The following is a 22,534-nucleotide window of genomic DNA, read 5'->3' as shown; positions in this document are numbered from 1 at the left end:
TTTATTTGTAAATTTCTAGTGACACAATATACGGCAAATTTATTGATTTAGATTGCGCTTCATCAAAATTATTTGCACCAACAACTAACGCTTCTTTTGCTGATAAATTATTGCTGTTAAGTATGTTATTAAAAATTTCTGATTTCGGCTGATTAAGCTCATCGGCAAAGAAAACAGTAAGATATTTTTCTAAACCATTCCACTCAGTTTGCTTTATTTTATTTAACTGCTGCAACGGATTTCCAGAGGTTACAATATTAATGCTTATCCTATTTACAACAAGTTCCTGTAAAAAATCGAGCATATTTTTATAAAGTAAAAGCTTTAATGGCAATCGGGCATTTTCGTGCAGTAAATCGAAGTTATGCTTATATGTTTGTGCAAGTTCAAATTTTGAAGCTGTTTTTTCGAAAAGATTTTCTGCACCAACATATTCGTATTCGGCACGCATAAAATCTAAAATTTGCTGTGAGGTTTTCTGTTCTGAATATTCAATAAACTGGGCAAACAGATAATAAACCTGCAACAAATAATCTTTGGCAGGAAACAACACATCATCCAACTCAAAAATTACCAGTTTTTTATCTTTAATTAACTGATTGATATCCATCATGCTGTAAAAAGTTTTAAATCATCATCAGGCGAATTATAGCCGAAAACTCCACTAAAACTATCATCTTTTTTAATAAAAATTTCTTGCCCGCTGGCAAAAATGCATTCACCCTTTATAAAAACCGCAAAGTTTTGGCTGAAATTTTTATCATCGCTCAAATAAGTATTTATAGAATCTGCATCGGGCGTTAAAACCTCAATACCGTATTCATTAAATAATACCGCTGATTTAGCCAAAGGCTCTACTTCAAAAGTATTTAAAGGAATAATTGCATCTATTGATTCTGTAATGCAGAAATTAAGCAGAATGTGCGCAATACTATCCTTATTAAGTATTCCAAGGGTTTTAAATGCATAATACTCGGTACTCATGCCCGGAACATCTCCGTAATCGGCTAAAAGAACAAAATGTTTTGGAAATGCCTTCAGAAGCTTTAAAGCTTTCGCATTATTTCCTCCGGTAATTAATATTTTCAAGTTTTAATAGTTGAATTTTGAATGAATAACTGATTGAATTGTAACCAAAGAATTTAAAATTAAAAACTACACTATTAAACCATCTTTCATGGTCACTATCCTATCGCTGGTTTTAGCTAAATCTTCGTTGTGCGTTACAATTACAAATGTTTGTTGAAAGTTATCTCTTAAACTAACAAAAAGTTGATGCAAAGCTTTGGCATTTTCCGAATCTAAGTTTCCCGAAGGCTCATCAGCTAAAATAATCGATGGCTCGTTTATTAATGCTCTTGCTATGGCAACACGTTGTTGTTCACCGCCCGATAATTGATTAGGCTTATGATGAGCTCTATCTTTTAAACCGAACATATCTAATAATTCAAGTGCTCTGGCTTCTGCTTCTTTCTTATTTTTCTTTGCGATGAAGGCAGGAATGCAAATATTTTCTATCGCACTAAATTCTGGCAACAAATGATGAAATTGAAAAACGAAACCAATATTTTGATTACGAAAAGCACTGAGTAATTCTCCACTAAGTTTACTTATTTCAGTCCCTTTAAGTTCCACGGTTCCGGCATCAGGTTTATCTAAAGTACCTAGAATGTGTAATAGAGTACTTTTACCCGCTCCAGATGGACCAATAATACTTACAATTTCTCCCTTTTGTACCTCGAAATTTACACCTTTTAATATTTGTAAATTTCCGTACGATTTTCTAACCCCATTGGCTTTTAACATGCCGTAAAAATAGTTAAAAGTTTTAAGTTGTATGTTGCACGTTATAAGTTTTAAGTTCTAGGTTATAAGTTGTAAATCATGATGTAAAAACATGTTTATATAAAAAATCTTTGCAATCACTAAATCTGTGCAATCAACCCGAAGGGAAGATCAAAAAAATCATTTTTTAAAATAAAATTTGCAGTTATCAATTTCTTATTTAACTTTGAAAAACAAAGCACTTTTAAAATGAGCACTCAAGAGGAACAGTTAGACGCATTAAAAGACATCAGGCAAATGATGGATAGATCATCAAGGTTTATCTCGCTAAGCGGATTATCTGGTGTATTTGCTGGTATAATTGCATTAATCGGTTCTTATTTCGCTTATAACGAAATCGAAAAATTTTTCGATTATAGAGGTTATGCCCCGGGTTTGCAAGGCGAAATCGATTTGAAATACAATTTAATAAAGCTTGCAATTATTATTTTGTTTGTGGCATTGGCTGGTGGTATTTTGTTCACTTACAGAAAAAGTCAAAGAAATAATTTACCAATTTGGGATAAAACATCTAAATCTTTATTGTTTAATCTTTTTGTGCCCTTAATTGCCGGTGGATTATTCATTATAGCGTTATTATTAAATCACCCAAATACTTATAGTATTATAGCACCAACCTGTTTAATTTTTTATGGTTTAGCCTTAATTAACGCTAGTAAATATACTTACAGCGATATTAGATATTTAGGTTTTTGCGAAATTATTTTAGGTACAATTTGCATGTTTTATATTGGCTATGGTTTAATTTTCTGGGCATTTGGCTTCGGTGTGTTACACATTGTTTATGGACTTTTAATGTATTTTAAATACGAGAAAGGCAAATAAAATGAAAAACCCCATAGCAGATTTAAATAAGATTTTCGACAGCCGGATTAGATTGGGTGTAATGTCTGTTCTTGTAGTTAATGATGAAATTAGTTTTAACGATTTAAAACAAATGCTTGAGTTAACTGATGGGAATTTAGCATCGCATTTAAATACTTTGGAGCAAGCCGAATTTATTAAAGTACATAAAGGTTTTATTGGGCGAAAAACAAGCACCACCTACTCTATCACTCCATTAGGAAAACAATCATTCAAAGCACATTTAGATGCGCTTGAAAAAATGATACGAAAGATATAATCAATTTTTTTTAACTATTTACTTTGAAATACAAAGCACTTTTAACAACTAAAAAATGAAAAATAAATCCAACCTCTTACTATTATCAGCTCTTTTGGGCGGCCTGTCATTTAGTTTCCTCTTTTGGGAAGAAAGATTAGCCATTAACCTACTTATCTATAGTACTTATGTATTAACAATTACTTATTTAAATCCAGAAGTAATTAAGGGCGCCAAACTAAATCTATATGCAATTGCACATTTTGCTGCATCGATTTTAGTAGTTGTAAACAATTCAGATTTAACCTTAGTAAGTTATTATTTCAGCTTAATATTTTTTATTGGTTTCGCTCATAACCAGCAAATCAGAACTGTTTTCATGGCTTTTTTCTCTACAGTTTTGCAAATGTTTACCGTTCCATTTAATGTAATTAGAAATTTAAGTGAGGTATCTATTGGTAATTTTAACCTGAAACCTGTCTTCAAAATCATTAAATACATTTTTATACCATTAATAGTTGCTATAATTTTTACCTCATTATACTCTGCTGCGAATAGCGTATTTGCTCATTACACTGAATCCATATTAAATAATATTGGCGATTTCTTCGAAAACATATTTGGCTTTATATTCGAAGATTTAAGCTTTGCCCGCTTTATGCACTTTTGTTTCGGGTTAGTTGTTACAGGAGGTTTAATACTAACCTTTTCTGATAAAACCTTTCAAAAAATTGAGCTTAATTTCACAGAACAAATGGTTAGAATAAGAAGAGGTTTGAATCAAAAGACATTGTTTGATGAATTAACAAGCACGTTTTTTGGTAGCCTATTCATTAAAAAACTTGCACTAAAAACTGAGTTTATTATTGGATTAATTTCTTTTAGCGCTCTAAATATATTACTGCTTTTTTTAAACGGAATTGATATTTGGTGGCTATGGCTTGGGCATGGTAAAGATTTTGCCGAAACCAACTATTCAGCAGAGTTACACGACGGTACAAATACTTTGATTTTCAGCATTGTATTGGCAATGGCAATTATTGTTTACTTCTTCCGTGGAAACTTAAATTTTTACTCAAAGAACAAAACCTTAAAAGTATTAGCCATTGCCTGGATGGTTCAAAACTGCATTTTAATAATTTCTGTTTTTGTGAGAGATGCACATTACATTGAGTTTTACGGTTTAACACATAAACGTATTGGCGTTTTAGTTTTTGCGATTCTTTGTATCATTGGTTTAGCAACAGTTTATTTAAAAGTTGCAAAGCAAAAAACACTTTTCTATTTACTTAAAGTTAACGGAAACATCTGGTTTATACTTCTACTTGCTTTCAGTGCCATAAACTGGGATATTTTAATTGCTAAATACAATTTGGCACAAAGTGATAAAATATATTTAGATGCCAATTATTTGCTTGGTTTATCAGATAAAACCTTAGCTGTTTTAGATGAAAACCGTTCAAAGTTGCATTATACTGAATCAAAAGATGAATATGGAACTACGATAGCCACACCAGAAAGTATAGAAGCGTACCAAAATAGATTAGACACCCGAATTAATATTTTTAAAGAGCGTTACCGAAAAGCAAGCTGGCTATCATGGAATTTGCCAGATTGGCAAAATGCCGATTATTTCAACTCAAAAGATAAAATCAAATAAAGAACAATCACATATTAAACAACAAACATTAATTTAATACATCATGAAAAATCAAGAAATTTCAAACTCATCAAAATTAAGAATCTACATTATTCTAGTAGTTACAGCAGTAATTTTAAGCATTCCACTAATTGCAATGCAATTTACTAATGAAGTAAAATGGGGCTTATTCGACTTCGTGGTAGCCGGCACTTTGCTTTTGACTACCGGCTTAGCCATAGAGCTTGTAATTAGAAATGTAAAAACAAGCACGGCAAGAGCAGTTTTATTCTTTATAATTCTTTTAGTTCTATTCCTAGTTTGGGCAGAATTAGCTGTTGGTATTTTCGGTTCGCCAATTGCCGGAAGTTAGAAACAAATTCAAATTTCATTTCAAACATCTTAATTAACAAATATGAAAAAGACAGTCTCAGGAATTGCATTGGCAATTACCTTGTTAACATTAGCTTGCTCAAATGGGAATAAAACCATTTCTACTGTAGAATCCATTAGAAATGAAGACACAGTCGAAATCAAAATGCCTCATAGTTCTTCGATAATTATCAGCAGCACTGATATAATTATTTATCCTTTAAGTTTAAATAAAGGAAATCATAAGGATTACAGCAGAAGTACGGAAGGTAATTATTGGAATATTATTTTCAATAATGTTGTTACTGGTAAAAGTGATTTATTAACACGTAAAAAAATATTGATTAATGATTTTAAAATCGGAAATTATGAAAACCGACCACTCAACGTTAATACATTATCAGATCAATTTATTTATTATGAAATATCCGATTCAGATTCTGATGGAGACAAAAAACTAACTTCAAAAGATTTAAATAAACTATTTATTTCAAATTTAGAAGGAAAGGCCTTTACTCAAATTTCGCCAGAAAACTATTCGGTTCACAGCTGGAAAATAGATAGTGATCATAACCTAGTTTTGCTGGATTTGATAAAGGACACAAATGGAGACAAAGAATTTAATGATAAAGATGATATAGAATATTTCGTTTACAATTTAAAAACGGGAGCTTCAGCAAAGCCAGTTTTTGCAGATGCATTTAAAAAAGAAGTTAAAGCATTAGCAAAAAAGATTTTATAAGAATATCGCTATATCAAATTTGCCAAGAACTACAATCGTTGTTAAATAAACCAGATTGAGTGAAAATACTTTTTGGTAAGCAGGTTTTAGTTAAGCTTATACTAACATTAACAAAAAGATTGCAACGAAAGCGGGACTGAAATTACCGATTAACATAAAACGTTCATTTTCTAGAAAAAATCGGCAAATACTATTTGTTTAAAGCCTTTAGAATTGTAGCTTTGGGCAAATTTTGTAGCAAATGAATATTCACGAATACCAGGGTAAACAAATATTAAAAAGTTTCGGTGTTAACGTTCAAGAAGGAATCGTTGCCGATACGCCTGAGCAAGCTGTTGAGGCTGCTAAGCAATTAAAAATCGATTATAACTCTGATTGGGTTGTAATTAAAGCGCAAATCCACGCTGGTGGTCGCGGTAAAGGTGGTGGCGTTAAATTAGCCAAAAACCTTGATGAAGTGAAACAACGTGCTACCGATATTATTGGTATGCAATTGGTTACGCCTCAAACTGGTCCGGAAGGTAAAAAAGTGAACAAAATTTTAGTAGCTCAGGATGTTTATTATCCAGGTGCTTCTGAAACTAAAGAATACTACATTTCTGTATTGTTAGATCGTGCAAAAGGTCGTAACATTATTATGTACAGTACCGAAGGTGGTATGGATATCGAAGAAGTTGCTGAACATACGCCACACTTAATCTTCAAAGAAGAAATCGACCCGAAAGTTGGTTTACAAGGTTTCCAGGCTCGTAAAGTTGCGTTTAACTTAGGTTTAAGCGGCGCTGCTTTTAAAGAGATGGTTAAATTTGTAACTGCTTTATACAAAGCTTACGACACTACGGATTCTTCGATGTTCGAAATTAACCCGGTATTAAAAACTTCTGATGATAAAGTTATCGCGGTTGATGCTAAGGTTGATATCGACGAGAACGCTTTATATCGTCATGCTGATTATGCAGCAATGCGTGATACTGCTGAAGAAGACCCAATGGAAGTTGAAGCAAGCGCAAGTAACTTAAACTTCGTTAACCTTGATGGTAACGTAGGTTGCATGGTTAATGGTGCTGGTTTAGCAATGGCCACTATGGATATTATTAAATTAGCTGGTGGCGAGCCTGCTAACTTCTTAGACGTTGGTGGAACTGCAAACGCTCAAACGGTTAAAGCGGCTTTCAACATTATCTTGAAAGACCCTAACGTTAAGGCGATTTTAATTAACATTTTTGGTGGAATTGTTCGTTGCGACCGTGTTGCACAAGGTGTTATCGATGCTTACCAGGAAATCGGAAATATTCCTGTGCCAATTATCTGCCGTTTACAAGGTACAAACGCAGAAGAGGCTAAGAAATTAATCGATGAGTCTGGACTTAAAGTTTACTCAGCAATTGCTTTAAAAGAAGCTGCTGATTTAGTAACTAAAGTATTGGCTGAACAGGCTTAATTAGCTTTGTTAGCTTAAAGCAGAAAGATTAAAGCTTAAAGCGCAGTCTTAAAAATATAAAAACCTTTCAGTGCAAACGAGGGCACTGAAAAAGTAGACTTAAAAATGGTCTATAAAAAGATTAGCGGATGGGTAGGTTATAAGATCTCCATCCGCTTTTTGTTTTTTGAGTATTTTTATATTTTTACGGGGCCCAATCTATTGAGATTTCTCGCCGAATTCTGGTATTTTATGGTTGTTTTTAGGATATTTTGTGGCAATGATGATCCCGCTTTAGAATTTGAGGATTCTTTTAAGATTTACTACGAATATCGCAAGTGCACCTTGCATTTTCATGCTTTCAAGGCCATAGGAATTTGCTCTGTCATATCCATGAACATTTTTCAATTCACTATTTTTCGCCTCAATTTTATATCTGTGTTTTGACTTTTCCCTGAAGTACTCGATTTGTTGGAATATTTCCTGCTCTTTGTGCTCATCTGGTTTTATGGCGACCGAGTAAGTCCTGCTTTTGGCTTCCGATTTATAGCAGCCATCTCTTAGCGGGCATACTTTGCATTTTTCGATATCGAAATAATAGGTCATCATCTGGTTTTTCCTGTCTACCTTTTTGCCCTGCACCCGTTTATACATAGCCAGGTGCCCTGCGGGGCATACGAACATATCTGCATCTTTATTGTAATCAAACTTTTCTTCCTCTTTTCTGGTACCATGAGTAATAGCAGGGTTCATCCTGGCAACTATCTTAACCTTATTTCCGTTCAAACCCTTAAGCTTAAGGTTGTTCTTGCCAGCATAGGCTGCATCACCTATAATAGTATCCACCTCCATTCCGTTTGACTGTGTCTGACCCAATAATTTTGGTAGCTCAGGACCATCTCCTTTCTCTCCGGAGGTAACAACAGCTGCTGTTATGATACGCTCCTCTGTCATTGCCAAATGAGTTTTGTAACCAAAAAAGCTACTATCAGCGGTTTTGTGTCCGACTCTGGCATCCATATCTTTGGATAAGGTGTAGTTATCCTGGGTATCTTCTACTGTTTCTTTTAAGAGGTTTAGCTTCTCTTTCACTGCAGGAATTTCACTTAATGCTTCATCAGACTCGATAACTTTTTGTAATTCCTTGCAGTATTCTATTTCTTTAAGAATATCATTTGAATCATTTTTCTCAGGCATCTGACCCTTGAAGTCATCATCCATTAGATACACTGCTTTTCGAAGCAGTTTTGAGCGTTGCCTGAGTACTTCAATAGGTGAATATGGATTGGATCTGGAAAGTGAATGTGTCGCATCGACAATGATGGACCTGGATTTAATAATGCCTTTTTCCAATGCAAGGGAAACAGTTTTACCAATTAGAAGGTTTAAAAGATCCATGTCCTTGAGGCGGAGCTTTCGGAACTTGGTCAATGAACTTGAATTGATCACATCCTCCTCCGGGGACATCTCCAGGAAATATTTGAAGGACATATCATAGCGGGAACGTTCTACCACATCAACATCTGAAACCGTATAAATTGTTTTCAGCAATAAGTATTTAAACATGCGTACCGGACTCTCAGCATTACGCCCGTTGTCCGGGCAGTATTTATCCAGAAGCTCATCATATATAAAACCAAAATCTATAAGCTCATTAATCTTGCGCAGTAAGTTCTCTTTGGGAACAATCAGGTCATAAAGCCTGGAAAACTCGCTAAACTGGATTTTTTGTTGTTGAAGAAGCATCTTAAAAGCAGTAATAATATACCTTTAAAATACAAAAAAAGGAGCAGAAAAACTAGTTTTCTACTCCTTTTGTCCTTTTCAATTAGGGGACTTTTTCAGTGCCCTCGTGCAAACTGGAAGGTTTTTTTTTATGCACAATACCATCATTGCGAGGCAACAGCCTATCCCGACTTTTCGGGAAAGCAATCTTACAACACTTTATTATTGACGCTTTAGGATTGCTTCGTGCCTCGCAATGACGTGATGGTTAGCTTAAGCCAAAAGAAATGCACTAAAATCATATAAATTTGAAAATCAGGTTTCTCCGTGCTTCGGTTCCGAAAGTCCCGCTATCACTCCAATCTTTTTGGAACATCATGTCATGCGGAAGCACGAGGCATCTGTTTCAAAGATTGAGCATGACAGTAAATTAAAGCTTGTGTAAACCAAAAAGTATTTTAGTTCTATCGGGTTTATTTTAGTTAAGTAAATTGCTCTTCGGTTAAACTTCCGGGCGAAACTCCAAAATATCACCAGGCTGACAATCTAAAACATCACAAATAGATTCTAATGTTTCTAACCGAATTGCTTTAGCCTTGCCAGTTTTCAAAATTGATAAATTAGACATTGTAATCCCTACCCTTTCACTCAATTCCGTAAGCGACATTTTACGACGAGCAAGCATTACATCTAAATTTATAATTATTGGCATTTTAGAGGATGAATTTATATTGTTAAATCGTTTTCTTGTTTAATAACTATAGCATCTTTAATAACCTTTGAAAGGATTAACACCATTATTCCGATGCCAATGTTACTGTAACCGATAGATTTTCCAAAATTTAAATTAAACTGTATAGCGCTATCTATAAATTCTCTATTCAAACCTGCTGTTTCCAGATAAATAGCCGGAATTATTTTAGCATTAATGAAAACAAAAAAACATTCGAATACTTCTGCAAGGATTAAGAAGATTCCGATGAATGAAATCATTTTAAAGCTCTTCTTATTTAAAAAAGTTCCTTTCAAATAAGCATTTATAAGCCCAATAATACATAGGAATATAGAAATTAGAAATACTTTTTTAAGTACATAGCTTAGAGTCCAAAAAACTCTATAAGTTTTATTTTTAGTATCAACACTAACTCGAACAGCGTTATCTATATTAATGTTATTTGATACAGAAATTGGTGAGTTTACATCACCCACTTTCAATTTCTGTATTATGGCGTTTTTTATATCGGCAGATTTAAAATTAACTGATTCTTTTATCGAATGATCATCGTACCGTTTAACAATCCCATTTGACTTTGCATTTTCAAAGGTTATTATTGTATCAGGCATATAAATCTGCATTCCCATTTGCATAGGAAATCCAGATGTTTTTTCTCCTATTATCAAATCACCAAATTGCCAATATTTTTTCGTGTTAAATATTTCTCCAAGTATGTTTTGTAAAACAGAAATCGAAATAATTAAAACTCCAAAAAACAAACATATTCGAATAAAGTGTGCTAATAATTTATACTTCATAATTATATAGTTAAATCGTTTTCTTCTTTAAGCTTTTTATTTGTATTCAAAATTGTTGATGCAAAAAATATAAGTATTGTTATTATAATGAAACTCAGGTTTGGAGTAATTATCAATGGGGATATCTTCGTCCATAGAAAAGCGGGCGTTTTATAGTCTATCTTATTTAAATCAACTTCATGAATCAATAATGAAGAATAAACCAAATACATAGTGAGTAATAAAGGAAACCATTTAAGAAGGTTAAGCGGACGAACTATTTTTTCTGACAGCGAAAAAGAAGCTGAAACTTTGATAATACTATCCAAAAAAACGAAAAATGATATATAGAAAATTGAGCTGATAATGATATAGTAATCCCGCTGTTCATTCAACACCGATTTTGACAAAAAATTTAATAGGTAGATAAAGTTGAAAATACCCAGTAATCTAACAAAAACTTTTAGAACTAATAACAGCCAAGTGTTCTTATTAATATTTTTTAGTTTCCAGATAAGAAATTTAATGATGGTCATACTTATTTAATTATTTACAAAGCAAACATAAAAATTTTATTATTAAAATTCAAAATATATTTATTGTTTTACAATAAACAATAGCCGAGTAACAGATAATTGATAAGCAATCAGACAAATATTCATTAAAACTAAATTGGAATGATTTTTGTTGTAAGTAAAACTGTAAAATACTTGTGCAAACACCAACATTTTCAGCATTTTATCCTTTCGGATTGGCTTACAATTTCGTAACTTTGCACACTTCAATAATTAAAGAGCACACAAAACGTATAAATGAGACAACTCAAGATAACGCAATCCATTACCAACCGTGAAAGTCAGTCGTTAGATAAATACTTACACGAAATTGGTAAAGTAGATTTAATAACAGCAGAGGAAGAGGTAATTTTAGCAAGAAAGATTCGTGAAGGCGATCAAGCTGCATTAGAGCGATTAACTAAAACCAACTTACGTTTCGTTGTATCTGTTGCAAAGCAATACCAAAATCAAGGTTTAACTTTAGGGGATTTAATTAATGAAGGAAATTTAGGATTAATTAAAGCGGCAAAACGTTTTGATGAAACTAAAGGTTTCAAATTTATCTCTTACGCAGTATGGTGGATTCGTCAATCAATTTTGCAAGCTATTGCTGAGCAAAGTCGTATTGTACGTTTACCATTAAACCAGGTAGGTTCATTAAGTAAAATCAGTAAAGCTTTCTCTAAATTAGAGCAGGAATATGAGCGTGAGCCATCTCCAGAAGAATTAGCAGACATTTTAGAAACTACGGTTGATAAAATATCTGATACTTTAAGTAATTCTGGTCGTCACGTATCAATGGATGCACCATTTGTTCAAGGTGAAGAAAATACATTATTAGATGTGTTAGAAAACCACGAACCAAATACAGATAGTTCATTAATCAACGAATCACTTTCAGAAGAGATTAAACGTTCTTTATCTACTTTAACAGAAAGAGAAAGAGAAATTATTGTTTTATTCTTTGGCTTAGGTTCTAACCACCCACTTTCTTTAGAGGAAATTGGCGAGAAGTTTAACTTAACTCGTGAACGTGTTCGTCAGATTAAAGATAAAGCGTTACAACGTTTACGTCATACTTCAAGAAGTAAGATTTTAAAATCTTATTTGGGATAAAATGTTCCAGAATAAAGGAATTAATGGAATTTTAAAGACCGACAAATTTGTCGGTCTTTTTTGTTTAGTAAGCTTCTAAGTTTTTCTATATCTTTAAACATGTCTGTAGCACTACTTAAAAAATCCATGCTGGTTTATAACCCGATTGTGCTTTGGAACATTTTAATTAGCCTTCTCATTGGTTTGTTCTTCGTAATAGATGGCTATAAAAACCCCGGGCCTTACGTTATAATAATAATTATGAAACCAATCGGATGGATATTCTCAATTGTGATTGAAAGATTTTTCTTAACCAAACATTCGTATTTCTATAAAAACCAAGGACTAGGCTTTCGCAGAATTTTGAGCAACATCATTATCTATGATATCGCATTATTGTTTTCCATTATCATAACATTTCTTTTATGCAGGAACTTTTTATTGACAGTGTTGCCCACAGCTATAATCAACAAGCAATATTAAATGGCGTTTTTATAAACTGTAAAATTGGAGAAACTGTTGGCTTATTGGGGCGAAATGGCAGTGGTAAATCAACATTACTTAAAATAATGTTTGGTAGCCTGAAAGCCGATTTCAAATTCCTTAAAATTAATGAGAAGATAATCGACAAAGGCTATCTTTCTCAAAACCTCTCCTATCTTCCTCAAGATAATTTTATTCCTGCAACACTTACAGTTAGAAAAGCGATTGAAATATTTTGCAATAAGTATAAAAATGAATTACTGAAAACTGAACTGATTGCAAATAATCTAAATTATAAATTTTTAGAGCTTTCTGGCGGAAACTGTAGATTAATCGAAGCTTTGACAATTATTTACAGCGATGCCGAGTTTGTTCTTTTGGACGAACCGTTTTCTCAATTAGCACCACTTTTGGTTGAGGAATTAAAGCATCACATCAACTACATAAAAAAGCACAAAGGCTTAATCGTAACCGACCATTATTACAATTCGATAATTGATATATCTGATAGAATTGTGCTACTTCACAACGGCTGTAATTATCATATCAAAGATTCAAAGGATTTAATCCTTCATGGTTATCTGCCAGAAATAAAAGATTGAAATTTCAGGCAAAAAAAAGACCAGCTTTTGCTGATCCGAAAATATTAAATTTTAGCATTGAGATTAATTATCCTCAAAACAAAAATTAAAATAACAAGTGCTTAACCGTTAATCCGTTATTTATTAATTGCTTTAAAGAATCGATACCAATTCTTAAATGCGTTTCTACATATTTCTCTGTAACACTGCTATCGCTTTCTGCCGTTTTAACACCTTCAGGTATCATTGGTTGATCTGAAACTAGTAACAATGCACCAGTAGGAATTTTATTAGCAAAACCTGTAGTAAAAATTGTCGCTGTTTCCATATCTACCGCCATCGCTCTTAAAGTTTTCAAGTATTTTTTGAAATCTTTATCATGCTCCCAAACACGTCTGTTTGTGGTGTAACAAGTTCCTGTCCAGTAATCTCTACCATGATCACGAATCGTAGTAGAAATTGCCTTTTGTAATGCGAACGCGGGTAATGCAGGCACTTCTGCCGGAAGATAATCATTTGATGTACCTTCGCCTCTAATTGCGGCAATTGGCAGAATTAAATCACCTAATTGGTTCTTCTTTTTTAAACCGCCGCATTTACCCAAAAACAATACTGATTTTGGTTTTATCGCAGTTAGCAAATCCATCATTGTAGCAGCAAGCGGGCTACCCATACCAAAATTGATGATGGTAATTCCATTTGCAGTTACACTTTGCATAGGTTTATCTAAACCCATAATTGGTGCGTTATCATTCCATTCAGAAAACATGGTTACATATTTACTGAAGTTTGTAAGCAGTATATAATCACCAAACTGATCCAACGGTCTGCCAGTATAACGAGGCAACCAGTTTTTTACAATTTCATCTTTTGATTTTAAACCTGCCTTTACAGGAGATTCTACTTCTTTAACTTTTTTAGATTTCTCTACAATCTTTTCATCTTTCTTTACGTCTTTTTCTTCGTTCATATATTTTTATTCTTTAAATAATATAAGAAATTTCTGTCAAACTAACAAATTCAATTTTAGCTAGATGTTAATCCAGTGTGAAAATAGTCAGTTGAGGAAAATCTTATTGTTAAAAAAAATCCTTCCCGATGCTCGGGAAGGATTTGAATTTTATGCAGCTTGCAACTTTTTAAAGTCGGCTTTTTCAAATTTCTCTATCGCATAATCGAGATTGATGTGCAGCTCCTTTACATCTTTCTGTGTTGGTGTATCAAACATCGCATCGAGCATAATCGCCTCACAGATTGACCTTAATCCACGGGCACCAAGCTTATATTCCATCGCTTTATCAACAATAAAATCTAAAACTTCATCATCAAAAACCAACTTCACATCTTCGTAATCGAAAAGCTTCTCATATTGCTTCGTTAATGCATTTTTAGGTGCTGTAAGAATATTTCTAAGCGTTTCCTTATCTAACGGATTTAAATGTGAAAGAACAGGAATACGTCCGATTAGCTCAGGAATTAAACCAAAAGATTTTAAATCCTGCGGTGTAATGTATTTATAAAGGTTCTTAAGATCCAAAACAGTATCATCTTTCTTCGTTTTGAAACCTACTGCCTGCGTACGTAAACGATTTGCAATTTTACGTTCAATACCATCAAAAGCACCACCACAAATAAACAAGATATTGTTCGTGTTTACAGGAATCATTTTTTGGTCAGGATGTTTACGACCGCCTTGAGGTGGTACATTAACAATTGTTCCTTCTAAAATTTTTAACAACGCCTGTTGTACACCTTCACCTGAAACATCACGTGTAATCGATGGGTTATCGCTTTTACGAGCAACTTTATCTACCTCATCAATATATACAATACCACGTTCTGCAGCAGCAACATCATAATCTGCAGCTTGCAGCAATCGAGTCAAAATACTTTCTACATCTTCACCAACATATCCGGCTTCAGTTAATACTGTTGCATCGCAGATACAAAATGGCACATGCAAAATTTTTGCGATGGTTTTAGCTAATAAAGTTTTTCCTGTTCCGGTTTCGCCAACAAGCATAATGTTCGATTTTTCAATCTCAATTTCGTCTTTATCAATTTTTTGATTCAAACGTTTATAGTGATTGTAAACCGCAACCGATAAAACTTTCTTAGCATCATCCTGACCAATAACATACTGATCAAGATGTTCTTTAATTTCTAACGGCTTTAATAAAGTTAACGCCGATTGAATGCCTTTGCTGCTTTTTGTACCCAATTCTTGCGCAAGCAATTGATTGGCTTGAGTAACACATTTATCGCAGATAAATGCATCCATGCCTTCAATTAACATTAAAGTTTCATGCTTGCCAGAGTGGCAGAATGAGCAACGGGATTCTTTATTTTGTTTCGCCATTTTTTCTTGCGTTTCTCGATAATACTTCATCAATCATACCAAATCCTTTTGCTTCTTCAGCACTCATCCAGTAATCACGATCTGAAGCTTTCTCTACCCAGTCGTAAGTTTGACCAGAGTGCTCTGAAATAATATCGTATAATTCTTTTTTCAATTTTAACATTTCTCTTAAGTTAATCTCCATATCAGAAGCTACACCTTGTGCGCCACCTGATGGTTGGTGAATCATTACTCTTGAGTGTGGTAAAGCTGAACGTTTACCTTCTGCACCTGCAACTAACAATACGGCGCCCATTGATGCTGCCATACCTGTACAGATTGTTGCAACATCTGGTTGGATGTATTGCATGGTATCATAAATACCTAAACCTGCATATACAGAACCACCTGGAGAATTAATGTAAATCTGAATGTCTCTTTCTGCATCTGTTGATTGTAAAAACAACAACTGAGCCTGAATAATATTTGCATTCTGATCGTAAATCGCATCACCTAAAAAGATAATACGGTCCATCATTAATCTAGAAAAGACATCCATTTGAGCTACGTTCAATTGGCGTTCTTCTATAATATAAGGCGTCATCGACTGTGGCGATAAGTTAGCCTGTGCAATAAATTTATCTACGTGTAAACCGCCAATTCCCTGATGTTTAACGGCAAATTTTCTGAATTCTTGTGAATCTATGTTCATAATCTTTGATTAGGGTTAAGCGTACGGCTATAAAAAATTATTTCTTAGTAACCAACGGCTGTAATTTTAACAAATATTTTATATAGTTGGTTAATTTCCGTGCCAATTTATTTAATTATCTGCTCAAGGAAAATTATTCTGTTCAACAAATGACAATATATTTTTATAACTAAATAAAATCATATCAAGCATTCGCATTTTTAACCACATAATAACCAAATAATGAACAAATTAGCAACTAAAAACTTTAAAAACAACTAATTAGCTGGCTTATATAAAAAGAGCAGCTCAATGAGCTGCTCTTTTTATATAATATTATTTAGCTGACAATTGGTCAGTTTGATTTACTTTTTACTAAGCTCAGTAAACTTATTGTATTCAATGTCTTTATCATTGATTGTAGCAACCGTTTTGATATAATCAAAAGTTTTTAAAGCTTTCACTTCTTCAAATGTACGGTTTGCGTTTTCTTTATCTTGTAAAAACTGAACAGCATATTGTGCTAACTGATCTTCTGGAAGCGGACTTGGGCTGTACATTCTGAATTGAGCATCTAATTTCGCTTTAGCCGCAGCAACAACATCTTCATATTTAATTTCGATGCTGTTATCTTTAATAATTTTGTTCTCGATTAAAGTCCATTTAAGGTTTTTAGCGAAATCATCATATCCTTCTGCCAATTCTTCATCTGTTAATTTTTCGTTCGTAGCTTTTAACCAACGACGTAAAAATTCATCAGGTAATTCGAAAGTATGTTTCTTTAATAAATCTTCGTAAATATCGTTTGATAATTGACGCTCAGCATCTTGTTTAAACATCCCTTCTACTTCTTCAGTAATTTTAGCTCTGAAACCAGCTTCGTCAGTTACAGTACCTTCACCGAATAATTTATCAAAAAACTCCTGATTTAAATCTGATTCTTCTAAACGGTTAACATTTTTAACAGTTAACTGAAAATTAGATTTTAATTCTGCAGCATCTTCTTCAGAGATATTTAATGCCTTAGCAATAGCAGCAGCATCACCAAGCGCTTTTTGAATATCGATAGTTACTACATCATCCTTTTTTAAGCCAACTAATGTTTTAAGGATTTTTTTATCCGCAATCTGATCTAAACGTAATGTTGCAGTATTTGTAATTCCACCTTCAAAAACAGAACCATCATTACCTAACTGAACTAAATCAGCATATAAAACATCTTCTTCGGCAGAAACCTCAGGGTTAGTCATTTTACCGTAGCTACGTCGAATATTTTTAACACGGCTTTCTAACGTTTCGTTATCAGCTTTAACATTATAAAGGGTGTATTTATCTTTAGATGAAATTTCTACATCAAAAGCAGGTGCTAAACCTAACTCGTAATCAAATTCAAATTCGTCTGTGTTATCCCATTTGAATTCTTTTTCATCGTTAAGTGCAGGTAATGGCTGACCTAAGATTTCTAATTTTTGCTCAGCGATGTAATTAGAAAGCGTATCGTTTAATAAGTTGTTAACTTCTTCAACCAATATACTTTTGCCGTACATTCTTTTAATGTGAGCAGCAGGAACCATTCCTTTACGGAAACCTGGTAATTGTGCTTTTTTAGCCTGGTCTTTAATTGCTTTATCTACTTTTCCGGTATAATCTGCAGGTGCAATTTTGATTTTTACAACAGCATTTAAGTTGCCGGTTTTTTCCTGTGTAATATTCATTTCTTTTGAATCAGTGTTTTAAAAAACAAAACCGTTCCGATGTTTAAATCGAAACGGCCTTTATCTTATTGTGCGGAAGAAGGGACTCGAACCCCCACGCCGTGAAGCGCCAGATCCTAAGTCTGGTGCGGCTACCAATTACGCCACTTCCGCAGTTAGGATTTATTAAGGACTGCAAAGATAGAAATCAGAATCAATTTTCAAAAAATAATTGAAACATTTTCTAAATTATTTTATTCAATCGAAGCTAAGTCGCTAATCCTAAGCAAGAATAATTTTTTACAATTTTACCAAGGTAACATCAACAAGTTCTGGTCCGCCCTCTAAAGGATAGCCAGAAACCTTTTTTCCTTTTATAGTAACTGTTTTATCTAAATAAGGATCTAAGCTAAAAGTACTTTTTAATGCATAGGTTTTATCAGCCGTTTTTAAGATATGTGTACCATACTGAAAGGTTGACATGCCAAGTTTTTGAATTGTTCCGGTTGCTGTAACACGAGTTGCGGTATTTGAATCTTTCATTGATGTACAGCCAGAAAGCACGACAATTGCTAAGGATAATATTAATACTAATTTTTTCATGGTAATTTAAGGTTTGATTTATTCTTAGTGAACAAATTTAGAAGAAATAACAGTAAATGATTAATAAAGTTGTTTTTGAAATTCAAAAAAATACTGAACAGCTTTTACTAATCGGCTGCCGTACCAACTAAACATTTCACCATCTACCAACATAATTTTAGCTTTGGGCAAAGCTTCCTGAATTTCTTCGATATGTTTTTCTTTGAAAGGAAAAGGTTCTGATGATAGTAATACAAGTTGTGGGTCTTGTTCTACAAGTTGTGTTAGGGTAACTTCAGGATAACGCTCCTGCTGTATTACATTTGTCATACCATTTGCAAGCAGGATATCATCAATGAACGTATTTTTACCTGCAACCATATATGGTTTACGCCAGATTAAGTAAGCTACTTTTTTATCAATTCGATGCTGTAAAGCCAATGATTTTAAATCTTTAAATCCGGCAGAAATTAAATGATTCAAATAAGATGCTTCCGGAGTTCTGTCAACCAGTGTTCCTATTTCGCTAATGGTTCGCATTGCATCTTCCAGCGTAAAAATATCACTCATCCAAACGGGAAAATGCTCTGCTAATTCTTCAACATCGCTTTGCGTATTTTCTTCTTTATTACCAATGATTAAATCGGGTTTTAAATCTTTAATTAAATCGATATTGAGTTTTTTAGTTCCGCCGACTTTTGTACGCTCTGCAAACTTTTCTATCGGATGAATACAGAACTTCGTTAAGCCGATAATTTCACTATCCAAACCCAAATCAAAAAGAAGTTCTGTTTGTGAAGGCACAATAGATACAATCCGTTTTGGCGGGAAATTAATGGTTACCTCCCGCCCCATTCCATCTGTAAAAGATTTTTGCATCCTCAAAGTTAATTAACCACAGATGAAAAGGATAAACACAGATAAGATTTATTTAAATCAATATTCTTTTATGCCATTACTTTTATATCATCTTTAACAACCCCATCAGCGATATGTAAGATTCTGCTACCATATTCGGCATTTTTTTCTGAATGCGTAACTTGGATAATTGTTATGTCTTCTTCGCGGTTTAATTTTTGAAAAAGCTGCATAATTTCTTCTGCCTGTGCAGATTGTAAATTACCGGTTGGTTCATCAGCAAGAATTATAGATGGTTGTGCGGCCAAAGCTCTGGCAATACCAACAAGCTGCTGCTGACCGCCAGAAAGCTGATTAGGAAATAAATCTTTCTTAGCCACGATGTTAAATTTATCGAGCAAATCGGCAATTCTACTTGCCCGTTCAGAACTACCAATCCTTTTGTAAAGCAGCGGAGCTTCTATATTTTCGTACACAGTCATCTCATCAATTAAATGATAAGCCTGAAATACAAACCCAATGTGATTGCGATACAACTCTATTCGCTTACGTTCATTTAAACTTGTAACATCCTCACCCATAAACTCATAATTACCATAAGTTGGTTCTTCTAACATCCCAAGAATATTTAAAAGAGTCGATTTTCCGGCACCAGACGGCCCCATTATAGAAACAAACTCCCCTTGTTTTATAGATGTTGTTACATGGCGTAAAACATAGTGTTTAATGCCTTTGCTCGAATAGTATTTTTCTATGTTTTTTAATTCTATCATTTTTTGAGTTTTACGTGTTAAGTTTTAAGTTATACGAATTAAAAACGTACAACTTAAAACGTATAACTTATTACTTATTCATATTTAAGCGCATCAATTGTATTTGCAACTGCAGCTTTGTAAGACCGTATAGAAACGGTAATTAATGTAATTGCCATTGAAATAATCATAGCTAAAAGAAATGGCCAAAAACTAATATCTATTCGGTAAGCAAAACCAGAAAGCCATTTCGAAACAAATAAATAAGCCAGCGGCCAAGCAACAAGGTTCGCAATAAAAACCATTATCAAAAACGAACCGTTAAGCATTTTAACCAACTCTAACGTAGATGCACCTAAAACCTTCCTGATGGCAACTTCTTTTGTTCTTTGTGTAGCAACGAAAGAGATCAAGCCAAATAATCCGATAAAAGAAATAAAAATGATTACACCTGCGAAGACTTTGAATAACGTACCCATAATCCGCTCTCCTTCATAATAATTTTTAATTTGGTCATCTAAAAAAGCTTCATGGTACACAGATTCTGGAAAGGTATGCTGCCATATTTTCGATACAACTTTCATCGTGCCCATCATCTCCTTAGAATTTAATTTAACAGCAGCATAATAGTGCCTTGCTCTTAGTGAGCCAACTAAAATCGGATCGATATTTTCATGCAAACTTTTGTTTTTAAAATCCTGAATTACTCCAACTATCGGTGCTTTCATCCCGCCCATAGAAATTGTTTTACCAATAGCTTCATTCGGATTCCGGATATTAAGTTTTCTAAGCAATGTTTCGTTTACCAGATATTCATTTATTGTATCAGATTTAACGAGATTTCTACCAGCTACAAGTTTTAAATCAAATGTTTTTAAATAATCTTCATCGGCATTCTTAGTATTTACCTGAAAATCTACATCCTTACCGCCATTGTATGAAAAAGTATTTCCATTATTATTTTGTGAAGAAGGGGCTGTACGACAGAAACTAACTCCCTCAACACCGGGAATTTGCTTTAACTGAGCCTTGAATGTAGCAAAGCGAGACACAGTAGCACTATCATTTGGTAAGTCTATCATTGCAATTGCCGATGGATTAAATCCTAGCGGCTGCTCCCGAACATATTTCATTTGTTGCAGAATTACCAATGTGCCAATGATTAATGTTACGGTTAAAGTAAATTGGACAACAACCAGAATTTTTCTCAATCCTAAGCCACCCGTATTGGCAATAACTTTGTTTTTAATGGCCAAAGCAGGATTAAAACCAGACATTATCATAGCCGGATAAAAGCCAGCAAGCAAACTCACAAACACAACCAGCAATATCATAAACAAGAAAATTATCGGATGTTGAAATATGCTGAATGATATCTTTGAATCAAATAGATTTTGCATTCCCGGCAAGGCGATTTCTGTTAGCACGCTTCCGATTAACAGGGAAATGAATACGATTGTTAAGGTTTCTGTTAAGAACTGAGCGATTAGCTGACTTCTTTGGCTACCCATTACTTTCCTAACCCCAACTTCTTTAGAACGACTTACCGCCTGTGCAGTTGCCAGATTAATAAAATTGATGGAAGCTGTAATCATCAGAAAAAAGCCAATTATCACTAATCCATACAATTGTTTTTTCGGCATAATACGACCAGAGAAATTTCCAAATTTTTCATTATAATGAATATCTGCCAATGGCTGAAATAAATGCCCTTCTTTACCCGGTGCTTTTTCTACATAATATTTTTTAATAAAGGATGATAACGGTCCGTTAAGTGCTTCTATACTAACATTTGGTTTTAACTTAAAATAACTTTCAGAACTAGAACTTACCGATCCCCAATTTGTTAATCTATTGCTATTGAAAGATTTGTAAGCAAGCATAATTTTTAATGGTACGGAATTATTTTCTGCAACATCATCAATTACACCACTAACCGTATAATTCACCTTATCATCAAGACTGAAGCTTTTGCCTAAAGCATTTTTCCAATCTCCGAAAAACTTATTTGCCATTTCTTTAGAAAGTACAACATGATTTGGATCTGCAAGTGAACTGAAATTCCCTGATAGCCAGTTATAATTAAATACTTCAAAAAACTCAGGTTCAACGTAAAAAACATTTTCAATGGTTTTTAACCTTTCTTTTCCATTAGCATCTTTAATTTTTATCATCCCTGCACTATTTTCGATAGCAGCGACCTTTTCAATGTATGGAGAAAAATCGTTTCTAATGGCAGCAGTAAGTGGTAATGGCACACCTTGCGAATAGAACTGATTACCATCGGCATAATCCCAAGTTGAAACAATTCTATAGATTTTATCTTCGTTCTTAAACCCCTCATCAAAACTCATTTGATAACGGATAAAAATGAAAATCAAAATACAACTCGCCATCCCGATTGATAAACCAAGAATATTGATAAGCGTATAACCCTTGTTTTTCCAAAGATTTCGCCATGCGATTTTTAAGTTTAATTTGAACATATTTCTGTTGCGAGTTATAAGTTACCTGTTACGAGCCCAGACTTTCAACTGGTAACCCGT

General features: G+C 33.6%; 22 protein-coding genes and 1 tRNA gene. 8 read left to right on the top strand and 15 right to left on the bottom strand.

Annotated elements, in window-relative coordinates; translation table 11 throughout:
- Window position 1: 1 nt before the first annotated feature.
- From ACO05K_RS03410 to ACO05K_RS03400, 3 genes are all read right to left on the bottom strand, one after another.
- Complete coding sequence (locus ACO05K_RS03410) at window positions 2–613, bottom strand: HAD hydrolase-like protein (RefSeq protein WP_421943063.1); 612 nt, start codon at window positions 611–613, stop codon at window positions 2–4.
- Complete coding sequence (locus tag ACO05K_RS03405) at window positions 610–1,089, bottom strand: hypothetical protein (protein WP_421943062.1); 480 nt, start codon at window positions 1,087–1,089, stop codon at window positions 610–612. Before ACO05K_RS03405 ends, ACO05K_RS03410 begins: the two co-directional genes overlap by 4 nt.
- A gap of 66 nt (window positions 1,090–1,155) precedes the next feature.
- Window positions 1,156–1,806 (bottom strand): ABC transporter ATP-binding protein, encoded by a 651-nt coding sequence (locus tag ACO05K_RS03400; protein ID WP_421943061.1) that lies wholly within the window; start codon window positions 1,804–1,806, stop codon window positions 1,156–1,158.
- 228 nt (window positions 1,807–2,034) lie between these two features.
- On the opposite strand from ACO05K_RS03400, the gene ACO05K_RS03395 reads away from it, so the two are divergent.
- The 6 genes from ACO05K_RS03395 (at window position 2,035) to sucC (ending at window position 7,141) form a co-directional block, all read left to right on the top strand.
- Complete coding sequence (locus ACO05K_RS03395) at window positions 2,035–2,670, top strand: hypothetical protein (protein ID WP_421943060.1); 636 nt, start codon at window positions 2,035–2,037, stop codon at window positions 2,668–2,670.
- A gap of 1 nt (window position 2,671) precedes the next feature.
- Window positions 2,672–2,968, top strand: coding sequence for a winged helix-turn-helix domain-containing protein (locus ACO05K_RS03390; protein WP_421943059.1), 297 nt, complete (start codon window positions 2,672–2,674; stop codon window positions 2,966–2,968).
- A gap of 55 nt (window positions 2,969–3,023) precedes the next feature.
- The gene (locus ACO05K_RS03385) at window positions 3,024–4,607 is read left to right on the top strand and encodes a DUF4173 domain-containing protein (protein WP_421943058.1); all 1,584 of its coding nucleotides are present in this window, start codon (window positions 3,024–3,026) and stop codon (window positions 4,605–4,607) included.
- Between the two features lie 43 nt (window positions 4,608–4,650).
- Window positions 4,651–4,959 (top strand): hypothetical protein, encoded by a 309-nt coding sequence (locus ACO05K_RS03380; protein WP_421943057.1) that lies wholly within the window; start codon window positions 4,651–4,653, stop codon window positions 4,957–4,959.
- 42 nt (window positions 4,960–5,001) lie between these two features.
- On the top strand, window positions 5,002–5,700 hold the full coding sequence (locus tag ACO05K_RS03375; RefSeq protein WP_421943056.1) for a hypothetical protein: 699 nt from the start codon (window positions 5,002–5,004) through the stop codon (window positions 5,698–5,700).
- A 241-nt stretch (window positions 5,701–5,941) separates the two neighbouring features.
- The gene (gene sucC, locus ACO05K_RS03370) at window positions 5,942–7,141 is read left to right on the top strand and encodes an ADP-forming succinate--CoA ligase subunit beta (RefSeq protein ID WP_421943055.1); all 1,200 of its coding nucleotides are present in this window, start codon (window positions 5,942–5,944) and stop codon (window positions 7,139–7,141) included.
- Window positions 7,142–7,414: 273 nt separating this feature from the next.
- Here the strand turns inward: sucC and ACO05K_RS03365 are convergent, their stop codons facing one another.
- The 3 genes from ACO05K_RS03365 to ACO05K_RS03355 all read right to left on the bottom strand — a co-directional run bounded on the left by ACO05K_RS03365 (window position 7,415) and on the right by ACO05K_RS03355 (window position 10,378).
- A complete protein-coding gene (locus ACO05K_RS03365) occupies window positions 7,415–8,866 on the bottom strand; it encodes an IS1182 family transposase (protein WP_421943054.1) in 1,452 nt (483 codons plus the stop codon).
- Between the two features lie 481 nt (window positions 8,867–9,347).
- A complete protein-coding gene (locus ACO05K_RS03360; protein WP_421943053.1) occupies window positions 9,348–9,557 on the bottom strand; it encodes a helix-turn-helix domain-containing protein in 210 nt (69 codons plus the stop codon).
- Window positions 9,558–9,571: 14 nt separating this feature from the next.
- Window positions 9,572–10,378 (bottom strand): DUF2975 domain-containing protein, encoded by an 807-nt coding sequence (locus tag ACO05K_RS03355; protein ID WP_421943052.1) that lies wholly within the window; start codon window positions 10,376–10,378, stop codon window positions 9,572–9,574.
- A gap of 791 nt (window positions 10,379–11,169) precedes the next feature.
- On the opposite strand from ACO05K_RS03355, the gene ACO05K_RS03350 reads away from it, so the two are divergent.
- Window positions 11,170–12,030: a sigma-70 family RNA polymerase sigma factor gene (locus tag ACO05K_RS03350; protein ID WP_010601359.1), complete on the top strand. Its 861-nt coding sequence runs from the start codon at window positions 11,170–11,172 to the stop codon at window positions 12,028–12,030.
- A 404-nt stretch (window positions 12,031–12,434) separates the two neighbouring features.
- Window positions 12,435–13,094 carry an ATP-binding cassette domain-containing protein gene (locus tag ACO05K_RS03345; RefSeq protein WP_421943051.1) on the top strand — a complete coding sequence of 220 codons (660 nt, stop codon included), beginning with the start codon at window positions 12,435–12,437 and terminating at the stop codon, window positions 13,092–13,094.
- Window positions 13,095–13,179: 85 nt separating this feature from the next.
- Here ACO05K_RS03345 and ACO05K_RS03340 read toward each other — a convergent pair whose 3' ends face one another.
- From ACO05K_RS03340 to ACO05K_RS03300, 9 genes are all read right to left on the bottom strand, one after another.
- Window positions 13,180–14,043, bottom strand: coding sequence for an AMP nucleosidase (locus tag ACO05K_RS03340; RefSeq protein WP_421943050.1), 864 nt, complete (start codon window positions 14,041–14,043; stop codon window positions 13,180–13,182).
- 150 nt (window positions 14,044–14,193) lie between these two features.
- Complete coding sequence (clpX, locus tag ACO05K_RS03335; RefSeq protein ID WP_421943049.1) at window positions 14,194–15,462, bottom strand: ATP-dependent Clp protease ATP-binding subunit ClpX; 1,269 nt, start codon at window positions 15,460–15,462, stop codon at window positions 14,194–14,196.
- Window positions 15,416–16,123 carry an ATP-dependent Clp endopeptidase proteolytic subunit ClpP gene (clpP, locus tag ACO05K_RS03330; protein WP_421943048.1) on the bottom strand — a complete coding sequence of 236 codons (708 nt, stop codon included), beginning with the start codon at window positions 16,121–16,123 and terminating at the stop codon, window positions 15,416–15,418. The genes clpX and clpP overlap by 47 nt, the downstream gene beginning before the upstream one ends.
- A gap of 344 nt (window positions 16,124–16,467) precedes the next feature.
- Window positions 16,468–17,817: a trigger factor gene (gene tig / locus ACO05K_RS03325; protein WP_421943047.1), complete on the bottom strand. Its 1,350-nt coding sequence runs from the start codon at window positions 17,815–17,817 to the stop codon at window positions 16,468–16,470.
- Between the two features lie 71 nt (window positions 17,818–17,888).
- Window positions 17,889–17,970, bottom strand: a tRNA-Leu gene (locus tag ACO05K_RS03320).
- Window positions 17,971–18,096: 126 nt separating this feature from the next.
- A complete protein-coding gene (locus ACO05K_RS03315; RefSeq protein WP_421943046.1) occupies window positions 18,097–18,399 on the bottom strand; it encodes a hypothetical protein in 303 nt (100 codons plus the stop codon).
- A 60-nt stretch (window positions 18,400–18,459) separates the two neighbouring features.
- Window positions 18,460–19,257, bottom strand: coding sequence for a helical backbone metal receptor (locus ACO05K_RS03310; protein WP_421943045.1), 798 nt, complete (start codon window positions 19,255–19,257; stop codon window positions 18,460–18,462).
- A gap of 68 nt (window positions 19,258–19,325) precedes the next feature.
- Window positions 19,326–20,009, bottom strand: coding sequence for an ABC transporter ATP-binding protein (locus tag ACO05K_RS03305; protein WP_421943044.1), 684 nt, complete (start codon window positions 20,007–20,009; stop codon window positions 19,326–19,328).
- A 74-nt stretch (window positions 20,010–20,083) separates the two neighbouring features.
- A complete protein-coding gene (locus tag ACO05K_RS03300; RefSeq protein ID WP_421943043.1) occupies window positions 20,084–22,474 on the bottom strand; it encodes an ABC transporter permease in 2,391 nt (796 codons plus the stop codon).
- Between the last annotated feature and the right edge of the window lie 60 nt (window positions 22,475–22,534).

Origin of the sequence: Pedobacter sp., assembly GCF_965227205.1 — a bacterium.
Lineage (GTDB): Bacteria > Bacteroidota > Bacteroidia > Sphingobacteriales > Sphingobacteriaceae > Pedobacter.
Note: the sequence above shows the minus strand (reverse complement) of the source record. Positions and strands in the feature narration are given on the sequence as shown.

Excerpts from the sequence above, each read along its gene's own strand:
- ACO05K_RS03375 (WP_421943056.1), top strand. The coding sequence starts at position 5,002 with ATGAAAAAGACAGTCTCAGGAATTGCATTGGCAATTACCTTGTTAACA.
- ACO05K_RS03315 (WP_421943046.1), bottom strand. The coding sequence starts at position 18,399 with ATGAAAAAATTAGTATTAATATTATCCTTAGCAATTGTCGTGCTTTCT.
- clpP (WP_421943048.1), bottom strand. The coding sequence starts at position 16,123 with ATGAACATAGATTCACAAGAATTCAGAAAATTTGCCGTTAAACATCAG.
- ACO05K_RS03380 (WP_421943057.1), top strand. The coding sequence starts at position 4,651 with ATGAAAAATCAAGAAATTTCAAACTCATCAAAATTAAGAATCTACATT.
- ACO05K_RS03305 (WP_421943044.1), bottom strand. The coding sequence starts at position 20,009 with ATGATAGAATTAAAAAACATAGAAAAATACTATTCGAGCAAAGGCATT.
- clpX (WP_421943049.1), bottom strand. The coding sequence starts at position 15,462 with ATGAAGTATTATCGAGAAACGCAAGAAAAAATGGCGAAACAAAATAAA.
- ACO05K_RS03300 (WP_421943043.1), bottom strand. The coding sequence starts at position 22,474 with ATGTTCAAATTAAACTTAAAAATCGCATGGCGAAATCTTTGGAAAAAC.
- tig (WP_421943047.1), bottom strand. The coding sequence starts at position 17,817 with ATGAATATTACACAGGAAAAAACCGGCAACTTAAATGCTGTTGTAAAA.
- ACO05K_RS03360 (WP_421943053.1), bottom strand. The coding sequence starts at position 9,557 with ATGCCAATAATTATAAATTTAGATGTAATGCTTGCTCGTCGTAAAATG.
- ACO05K_RS03310 (WP_421943045.1), bottom strand. The coding sequence starts at position 19,257 with ATGCAAAAATCTTTTACAGATGGAATGGGGCGGGAGGTAACCATTAAT.
- ACO05K_RS03355 (WP_421943052.1), bottom strand. The coding sequence starts at position 10,378 with ATGAAGTATAAATTATTAGCACACTTTATTCGAATATGTTTGTTTTTT.
- ACO05K_RS03340 (WP_421943050.1), bottom strand. The coding sequence starts at position 14,043 with ATGAACGAAGAAAAAGACGTAAAGAAAGATGAAAAGATTGTAGAGAAA.
- ACO05K_RS03350 (WP_010601359.1), top strand. The coding sequence starts at position 11,170 with ATGAGACAACTCAAGATAACGCAATCCATTACCAACCGTGAAAGTCAG.
- ACO05K_RS03410 (WP_421943063.1), bottom strand. The coding sequence starts at position 613 with ATGATGGATATCAATCAGTTAATTAAAGATAAAAAACTGGTAATTTTT.
- ACO05K_RS03385 (WP_421943058.1), top strand. The coding sequence starts at position 3,024 with ATGAAAAATAAATCCAACCTCTTACTATTATCAGCTCTTTTGGGCGGC.
- ACO05K_RS03390 (WP_421943059.1), top strand. The coding sequence starts at position 2,672 with ATGAAAAACCCCATAGCAGATTTAAATAAGATTTTCGACAGCCGGATT.
- ACO05K_RS03345 (WP_421943051.1), top strand. The coding sequence starts at position 12,435 with ATGCAGGAACTTTTTATTGACAGTGTTGCCCACAGCTATAATCAACAA.
- ACO05K_RS03395 (WP_421943060.1), top strand. The coding sequence starts at position 2,035 with ATGAGCACTCAAGAGGAACAGTTAGACGCATTAAAAGACATCAGGCAA.
- ACO05K_RS03400 (WP_421943061.1), bottom strand. The coding sequence starts at position 1,806 with ATGTTAAAAGCCAATGGGGTTAGAAAATCGTACGGAAATTTACAAATA.
- sucC (WP_421943055.1), top strand. The coding sequence starts at position 5,942 with ATGAATATTCACGAATACCAGGGTAAACAAATATTAAAAAGTTTCGGT.
- ACO05K_RS03365 (WP_421943054.1), bottom strand. The coding sequence starts at position 8,866 with ATGCTTCTTCAACAACAAAAAATCCAGTTTAGCGAGTTTTCCAGGCTT.